This window comes from Plantactinospora alkalitolerans (assembly GCF_015690345.1).
Classification (GTDB): domain Bacteria; phylum Actinomycetota; class Actinomycetes; order Mycobacteriales; family Micromonosporaceae; genus Plantactinospora; species Plantactinospora alkalitolerans.
On the sequence record NZ_JADPUN010000355.1, the window covers coordinates 1 to 8,145 of the forward strand.

The 8,145-nt window shown below is 74.9% G+C and carries 3 protein-coding genes and 1 pseudogene; 1 reads left to right on the forward strand and 3 read right to left on the reverse strand.

Annotation, left to right across the window (positions count from 1 at the left end):
* Positions 1-3,895 (reverse strand): alpha-(1->3)-arabinofuranosyltransferase (locus I0C86_RS37275; protein WP_196206020.1); only part of this gene is annotated, 3,895 nt, incomplete at its 3' end.
* A complete protein-coding gene (locus I0C86_RS37280) occupies positions 3,892-5,595 on the reverse strand; it encodes a substrate-binding domain-containing protein (RefSeq protein WP_196206021.1) in 1,704 nt (567 codons plus the stop codon). The genes I0C86_RS37275 and I0C86_RS37280, both read right to left, overlap by 4 nt.
* A 100-nt stretch (positions 5,596-5,695) precedes the next feature.
* Here I0C86_RS37280 and I0C86_RS37285 point away from each other — a divergent pair, with 100 nt between their 5' ends.
* The gene (locus tag I0C86_RS37285; protein ID WP_196206022.1) at positions 5,696-6,871 is read left to right on the forward strand and encodes a glycosyltransferase family 4 protein; all 1,176 of its coding nucleotides are present in this window, start codon (positions 5,696-5,698) and stop codon (positions 6,869-6,871) included.
* Between the two features lie 55 nt (positions 6,872-6,926).
* Here I0C86_RS37285 and I0C86_RS37290 read toward each other — a convergent pair.
* Positions 6,927-8,145, reverse strand: a pseudogene (locus tag I0C86_RS37290) (hypothetical protein); the annotation flags it as partial.

Genomic DNA, 8,145 nt, shown 5'->3' on the forward strand with positions numbered 1-8,145 from the left:
CCGCGGCCGCGCCGCCGAGGGCGACCCCGAGCCCCACCAGCGGCACCACGATCCACCACCCGCCGACGCCCGAAGGCCGGTCCGTCGCCGGGCCGCCGGCCGGTCGGCGACGTCGGGCCGGCAGCAGCGCGGCGAGTCCGACGAGGAGCACGGCGGCGGCGCCCGCCGCCAACCCGACCCGGTAGGGCCGGTCCGGGGCGAAGCTGAGCGTCACGGTGCCACCGGTGCCGGCCGGCACCTCGAACGCCTGTTGCCAACCGTCGACCCGTTCGGCCCGCAGCCGCTGGCCGCCCAGCGTGGCGGTCCAGCCGGCATTGAAGTTCTCCGGCACGACGAGCAGCGCCGCCTCGCCCGCGCCGATCGTGACCGTCCGTTCGGTGGTTCTCCACCGGTCGACCCGCACGTCGCGCGACCGGGTGGGCGCCGCCGGGCCGGTGCCGTCCGGCACGAGCGTGGCCGAGTCCACGACGAACGCGGCCGACGGGACCGTGCGCAGGCGATGCTCACCCGCCGGGAGCTGCACCCCCTCGCTCGCGAACTCGTCGCACACCGTCACCGCCAGCGACCGGCCGGCACGCAGGTCGGCGAGGGTGCCGGAGACCGAGGTCGGGTACTCGACACCGTCGAGCGTCACTTCCGGCCCCGCGCCGCACGACGCCGCGACCGGCGGTTCGGCATCGGTCGGCGCCAGGAGGTCGGCGAGCGCGGGGACCTGGACCTCGGCGACGCCGACCGGCGCCGGCCACGCGTTGCCGCGCGGGTCGGCCACCACGCCGTCGTACGCGGTCACCGTGATGTCGAGCCGGTCGGTCCTCAGCTTCGGGAACCGGATCCAGCCGTCCGCGCCGACCGGTGCGTTTGTCGAACCGGACCGGGTGCGCAGCGCGACCTGCCGGGGCACGGCGGAGACCGGCGCCGTCGGCGCGACAAGTCGTACCCGGTCGATCGTCCGAGGCTGCTTCCAGCGCAGGCGCAGCGTCGGCAGGTCGTCGACCGGCTCCGCGAGCCACGCCGTGGCCGGATCGCCGTCCACCGCCGCGTCGGCCCCGACCGCGACGTCCCCGGCGAGCACCGACGACGCCGACGCGGTCACCGGGCGCCGCACCGGCATCGGACCGTCCGGGCGGGGTCGCGCGGTCAGGTTCAGGGTGTACGTCGCGTCCACCGGCGTCGCGAAGAACCGGTCCACGCCCAGCGGCTCCTCGCCCGGCCGGGCCAGGAACTGGTCGCAGCGGAGTCCGTCCGAGCCGGTGAAGCAGGCGCCGCGCTCCTGCGGGGCGCGACTGAACGCGTACGCCGGTGGCGGGCCCCCGCGCAGGTCCGCCGGAGCGCGCAGCGCACGGCGGGCCGTCAGACCCGGAACGCCGAGTTCGCGCAGCGCCACCGCGCCGCCGCTGTAGCCCTGGCGAAGGGCGAGCACCGTGACCCGTACGGTCGTGGTCAGGCCGGGAAGCGTTTCGAGCCGGTGCGGCCCGGGGGTGTCGGGCAGTGTCCGGTCGACGGCGCCCTGGTCGGTGCTGACCCGTACCAGCCCGACCGGGAACGCCGCCCGCAGGTCGTCGGAGAAGTCCACGGTCACCTCGGTGACCCGACGTGGCGTGTCGAGGGTTACCTCCAGCCACTGGCCCGGGGCGGGTTCGAGCGGGTCGGAGCGCCAGGCGGTGCCGGGGTCGCCGTCGAGCGCCGCGAACGGGAGGTAGGACGGCTCGGTACGGCCGAGCGAGTCGGCGAAGCTGGCGCCGCTGGAGGCGTCCACCGAACGGATGCCCTCATAGGCGGCGACGGTCTGATGCCCGGCGGCGGCGAACGGGAGCAGGTCGCTGCGGAGCCGTCCCTGCCGGGTCGCCTCGTCGGCGGTCAGGGTGTGGCTGACGTTGTCGCGCATCCGGCCGACGTTCAGCTCGCGTCGACGCAGCCCGTCGGTGACGATCCGGGGGCCGGTCGCGTCTGCGGGCCCCGCGTCGCCGGTCAGCAGCACCGGCTGCCGCGGGTCGAGCAGACCCTGCTCGATCACCCCGAGCAGCGACTCCGGACCGCCGCTGACCACCGGAACGTCGGCGCGGGCCGACGCCGACACGGTGGGGACCGCGCGGTCAACCGCGAAGATCTCGATCGCCGGTACGGACTCGGCCGCGTCGACCGGGCTGCGTTGCGGATCGTCGACGCCCACCGCCGGGCCGAACGACGCGGCCCGGCGCAGCCCCGGAGAGTTCTCGATCGCCTGCCGGATTACCGCGATCGGCGGTGCGCCGCTGGCCGCCCGGTCGATGTCGTGCCGGACCAGCAGGTAGCGGTAGCCGGACCGGGCGAGGAAGTCGGCGAGCGCCGGTGAGCCACGGCCCTGCGCCAGGACCGCTTCGACGGTGTCCATCACCCGGATGTTGCCCTCGGAGCCGAGCGGGATCTGGTGCCGGGTCGCCCAGGGGGCCCCGGCCAGCGGCTGGATCGGCTCGTCGACCGTCCGGCCCCAGGTGTGCTGTGCGAACCCGGATCCGGGGACGACCAGCGTACGGGCCTGCGCATCCGATGCGGCGAGCCAGCCGGCCGCCTGCCGCCAGTGGACGGGCAGGTCCGTCCAGCCCGGACCGGGCCGCAGCAGAAGCAACCACGCGGGCGCGGACGCGACGAGCAGCAGGGCCGCCACGACCGGCGCCGCGTTGATCCGTACCGGGCGTCGGGCGATCCGGCGGCTGGCCGCGTGGGCGAGGCCGAGCAGCAGCGGCAGCCGCAGCACCGGCTCGAACTTGTGCACGTTGCGCAGCGGTGCGAGTGGCCCGTCGAGCAGGTCGCGGACGAACGGGGCGAGCGGGCTGTCCAGCGTGCCGAGGTAGCCGATGGTCAGCAGGGTCAGCCCGGTCAGCATGCCGAGGACGAGGAACCGGCGCTCGGGCAGGCCGCGCAGTGCGAGCCCCACCAGGCCGACCAGCGCGACCAGCGCGGTCGCGGCCATCAGTACGGGATTGTCGATCAGCGCCCAGCCGGCCGGCCACCACGGTTCACCCTGGACGACGTAGCCGACCCACTGGTTGGTGCCGCGTACGGCCTGGAAGAGCGAGGTCACCGCGGTGGTCGTCGCCGACGACTCGATGTAGTCCAGGAACGGCAGGCTGTACTGCCCGAAGAGCAGCAGCGGCACTATCCACCAGAGGGTCGCGCCCGCCACGAACACGCACCACCAGGCGCCGAGCACCGCCAGGCGCCGGTCCCAACGTCGGGTCGCCAGCCAGAGGACGGGCAGCACCAGCGCCATCACGGTGGCAGCGGCGTTGACCCCGCCCATGAAGAGCACGGCCAGCCCGGAGAGGGCAGCCGCGCGCCGGGGCGAGCCGATGCGGCGCACCGCCACCAGCGGCAGCAGCACCCACGGCAGTGCGACCACCGGCAGCATCTCCGCGGAGAGCGGGCCGATCTCGGTCAGCATCCGGGGTGCGAGCGCGTAGGCCAGCCCGGCCAGCAGCCGCCCCGGCTCCGTGCCGATCCGCAGCGCCCGGGCGAGCAGCACCACGCCGAGGTATCCGGCGCAGAGCAGGAGCGCGCTCCAGGCTCGCTGGGTCACCCACGGGGGCACGCCGAGCAGGTCACCGGCGGCGAAGAACGGGCCCGTCGGAAACAGGTAGCCGTACGCCTGCTGCTGCAACTCCCCCGAGGCCGCCTCCGGGTTCCACAGATGCAGCGCCCGGGCCATGAACCCGATCGGGTCGACGGCCAGGTCCAGCTTGTTGTCGAAGGTGGTCCGGCCGGGGCGCTGCAACACGGCGAGCACCACGAGGAGGAGCGCGCCCGCCGAGGTGGCGAGACGCGACCGGCGACGACCCACCGCATCGGCGCCGCCGGTCGCGTTTGCCGGCGGAGCTGCGGTCGGCCCGGGAACGCGGTCCCGCGTGGTGGCGGTCATCGGCGGCACTTCGGCGGCAGGCAGCTGAACTCGGCCAGCGCGGAGAAGAAGATCTGCTGGATGCCGGACGGTCGTGGGGTCAGAGCGACCCGGCCGCCCGTGGCGCGGGCGATCTGCCGAAGTTCGTCCGAATCGATCTCCGAACCGACGCCGATGAACAGGATCGGCACCGGTCGGCGCTTGTCGCGCAGCCCGGCCAACTCGTCCAGCAGCTTCGCGCGGCTGATCCCGCTGGCGTTGTCGTCCGTGCCGTCGGTCAGGACCAGCACCATGTTGATCCGTCCAGCGGTCCAGTTCCGGGTCGCGTCGCGGTATGCGGCGAGAGTGGTGTCGTAGAGCCCGGTCGCGCCGTTCGGCTTGACGCGTACCCCGTCGAGCGCCTTCGCGATCTCCGCGCGGCGCGGGCCGACCGGACCCACCGGTACCACCTCGCGGTAGTCACGCTCGCCGTCCAGGTCGGTGGAGAACTCCCAGACGCCGAGCTCGGTCGTGCCCAGGAGCAGCTCCGCGCCGCCCTTGGCTGCCTTGATCGTGGCGGAGATCCGGGTCTGCGCCGAACCCGGCAACCGCGCGGCCATCGAGCCGGAGACGTCCAGGACCGCGAGCATCCGGGCGCTGATGTGGACCCCGCCCCACGCGTTGATCAGTGCGGTCGCGTCCGCCTCGGCGGGAAGGGGCGGCGGCGGGTACGCCCCGGCGCGGATCCCGCTGCCCTCGGTGATGCTGGCCGGTGGTCCGCCGCTCGGGGTACGCAGGCCGTGGCCGGTCACCGCCGCCGCGCCCTCGGCGGCGAGCATCCCGCGCAGGAAGGCGGCGGCACCCTCGCGGGGCGCGTCGGCCGTGAGGATCGCGAACGGGTAGTCCGGGCCGGGCACCGGGTTCGGCGGGTAGACGGCGACCTGCCGGGTACCGCCAGCGGCGGCGGTCAGGAGGACGTCCTGCTCGGTGCTGACGACCGCGGATTCGGCCGCACCGGGGCCGGTGGGTACGGGGGCCGCACCGGGGAACGGCACGGTGCGGGCCGCCAGCCGACGCATGATCGCCGCCGCGCCGGCCGCGCCGTTGGACGGTTGGGCGGTGTCGGCGAGCGCCCGGACGGCCACCAGCGCGCCGAAGCCGAGCGGGCTGGCCGTCGGGTCGGGCAGCGCGACGGGCAGCGGTGGTCGTTCGGCGGCGACCAGTGCGTTCCAGCCGAGGGCGCGGTCGCGGCGCAGCCGCGCGTGCGACCGCTCGTCGAGCGACAGCACGACCGGGGTGCTCGCCACGGAGACGCCCTCCGCCGGCACCTCGAAGGCGCCGGCGGCGCGGGCCCGGCGCAGCCACAGGGTCGACTCCGGCAACCAGGCGTCGGGTGGAGCGGCGGCCGTCGCCGCAGCCGTGCTGGGCACCGTGCCGGTTGCGGCGCCGTCGGCCGCCCGGGACGTCAGGTCACGCAGCACGTCCGCAGACTCGCGCGCCTCCACCAGGACGTCGAGGCAGCGTTCCCGGGCGACCAGGTCGCGCGCGACCTGTCGGGCGGGCGGTTCGACGCTCGGCGCCACCGCGATCCGGAGCGCGGTCCGGCGCGTACAGGGCGGTTCCTGCCGGGTCCGCTCCAGATAGTTGCTCGCACCCCAACCCCCGAGCACCGCGACCAGCGCGCCGCTCAGTAGCAGGACCGGCCAGAACTCCGGCCGGGTCCGCAGGCCGCCGTTCGCCACGCGTCCTCCTCAGCGACGTCACCGTTGCGGATCTCTGCAGAGCGCCCTAGTGTGACGCAACCGCGAACCGTACTCGCAAGTAGGGGTGGATGAGTAGGCCATGACCGCTGGTCCGCACGTCCTCTTCCTGAGCTGGCGGGACACCCGCCATCCGGAGGGCGGCGGTTCGGAGGTCTTCCTCGAACGGGTCGCGGCCGAGTTGGCCGCGCGCGGCTACCGGGTGACCCTGTTCTGCCAGTCGCACGAGAACGGCCCCGCCCTCGAGACGATGGCCGAGGGCGTGCACATCCTGCGTCACGGCGGCCGCCACACCGTCTACCTGTACGCCGCCCTGGTCTATCTGGCGGGCGCCCTCGGCATCGGCCCGCTCGCCCGTCGGCGGCTCGGCCGGCCGGACGTGATCGTCGACGTGTGCAACGGCATGCCGTTCCTGAGCCGGGTCTACGCCCGCCGCCCGGTCATCGCGCTGGTCCACCACGTACACCGTGAGCAGTGGCCGGTGGTGTTCGGCCCACGGGTGGCCCGGATCGGCTGGTGGATCGAGTCGCGACTGGCGGTCCGGGTCTACCGGACCTGCCAGTACGTCACCGTGTCCGAGTCGACCCGCCGTGAACTGGCCGGGCTCGGCGTGGACCCGGGCCGCATCGCGGTCGTCCACAACGGAACGCCGGACGTCGTCGGCCCACCGGTGCCGCGTACCGCCCATCCGAGCCTGGTGGTGCTCGGCCGGCTCGTTCCGCACAAGCGGGTGGAGCTGGCGCTGCGCGCCACCGCCCTGCTCGCTGCGGAGCTGCCCGGGCTCGAACTGGTGGTGGCCGGCCAGGGCTGGTGGGACGAGCCGCTGCGGAAGCTCACGGCCGACCTCGATATCGCCGAGCGCGTCCGGTTCACCGGGTTCGTCCCGGAGGGGCGCAAGCACGAACTGCTGTGCCGCTCGTGGGTGTCGCTGGTGCCGTCGCTCAAGGAGGGCTGGGGACTGACCATCGTGGAGGCCGGCGCCCGGGGTACCCCGTCCGTCGCGTTCCGCGCCGCCGGCGGCGTCGTCGAGGCGATGGCCGACGGGCAGACCGGCATGCTGGTGGACGACGAGTTCCAGTTCTTCCAGGCGGTCCGGGCGTTGCTGTTGGATCCGGACCGGCGCGCGGAGATGGGCGCGGCGGCCACGGCCTATGCGCGGCGCTTCACCTGGTCGGTGTCGGGGGCGGCATTCGCGGACGTGGTTGCCGGGCAGTTGCCGGCAACTCCGTCGCGGCTAGCGGATCAGCGGGTGCCGTAGACCTTGGTGACACCGGTGTCGGTGGTCTGCTCGGCGACGTGGTCGGCCGACGGACTCACGGCTCCGACCGTCGCGAGAAGACTGATGAATCCGAGCGCCGCGCCGAGGACGGCAGCGACGGCGAACGTGGCCAGCTTGGCCATAGCTCTACCTCCCCGGGTTCGTAATTTCGCGGACTGTACCACGATCTTCGCCGATTGAGCAGCAGCGCCAGGAGAGCGAAAACCACGACCGCCGCGCCGAGCAGGTGCGCGGCTGCCGCGGGCCAGCGCCGGCCGGCGGGCGGCGGCGGAACGGCGGCCGGGTTCTCCCACAGTTCGAGGTGCGGGCCGGTGAAGACCGGACGCAGTCCGGCGAGAGCCGTCGCGGACTGCTCGACCCCGGGTTCGCGCCGGACCAGCACCCACCGGACCCCCAGCCCGGCGAGCGGGCCGTCGGCGTCGAGTACGGCACGGACCCGCGCCGCCCGGGGATTCTCGCCGTCGACCGTCACGTCGCCGACCCGCAGCGCGTCGTTCATCAGCACCGGCGATTCCAGGTAGCGCGGCGCCGGGTCGCGGACCACGATCCCGCGCGCCCAGTCGTACCGCTGGTAGCCCTCGAACGGTAGCGAGAGCACCTCGCCGGGCGTGGCGGCGACCCGCGCCGCCACCGCGTCCCAGTCGGCCGGGTAGGCCACCGGCCGAAGCTGCCCGGCGGCGCCGAAGGCCAGATCGGGCAGGACCGCCACCGGCAGCAGCGCGGCCGCGACCAGCACGACCCGGCCGGCACCGGCGTCGAGGCGGCGGGCCAGCCTGCCGGCCAGTACCTCGGCGCCGAGGGCCACCCCCAGCGCCAGCAGGACCGCGTACGGGATCAGGAACTTCTGGCCGTCGCGCAGCAGTCCGGCGCCCGGAACCGTCTCGATGAGCCGTTCCAGGACCGGCGCGCCGGGCGCGGTGCCCGCTGCGGCGAGCAGGAACGCGCCGGCCGCGAGCAACCCCACCCGGCCGGCGCCGCCCGGCCACCGCCGGCGCAGTTCCCGCACCCCCACCACGGCCACCGCGAGCAGCACCAGCGTCGCGACCGGCACGAGCGGCGAGGCCCGGCTGACGGGAACGGTCTGCGCGTTCCAGATCCCGCCGGTGCCGGCCAGCGCGGTCCACGCGCCGCCCCAGTTCGCGGACCGCGCGGCGAACGCGGCGACACCTTCCGGGTCCGATCGGCCGTCGGCGGCGCTCGTCGCGGCCGCGACGAGCCAGGGCGCGTTGAGCGCGGCGACCGCCGTCGCCCTC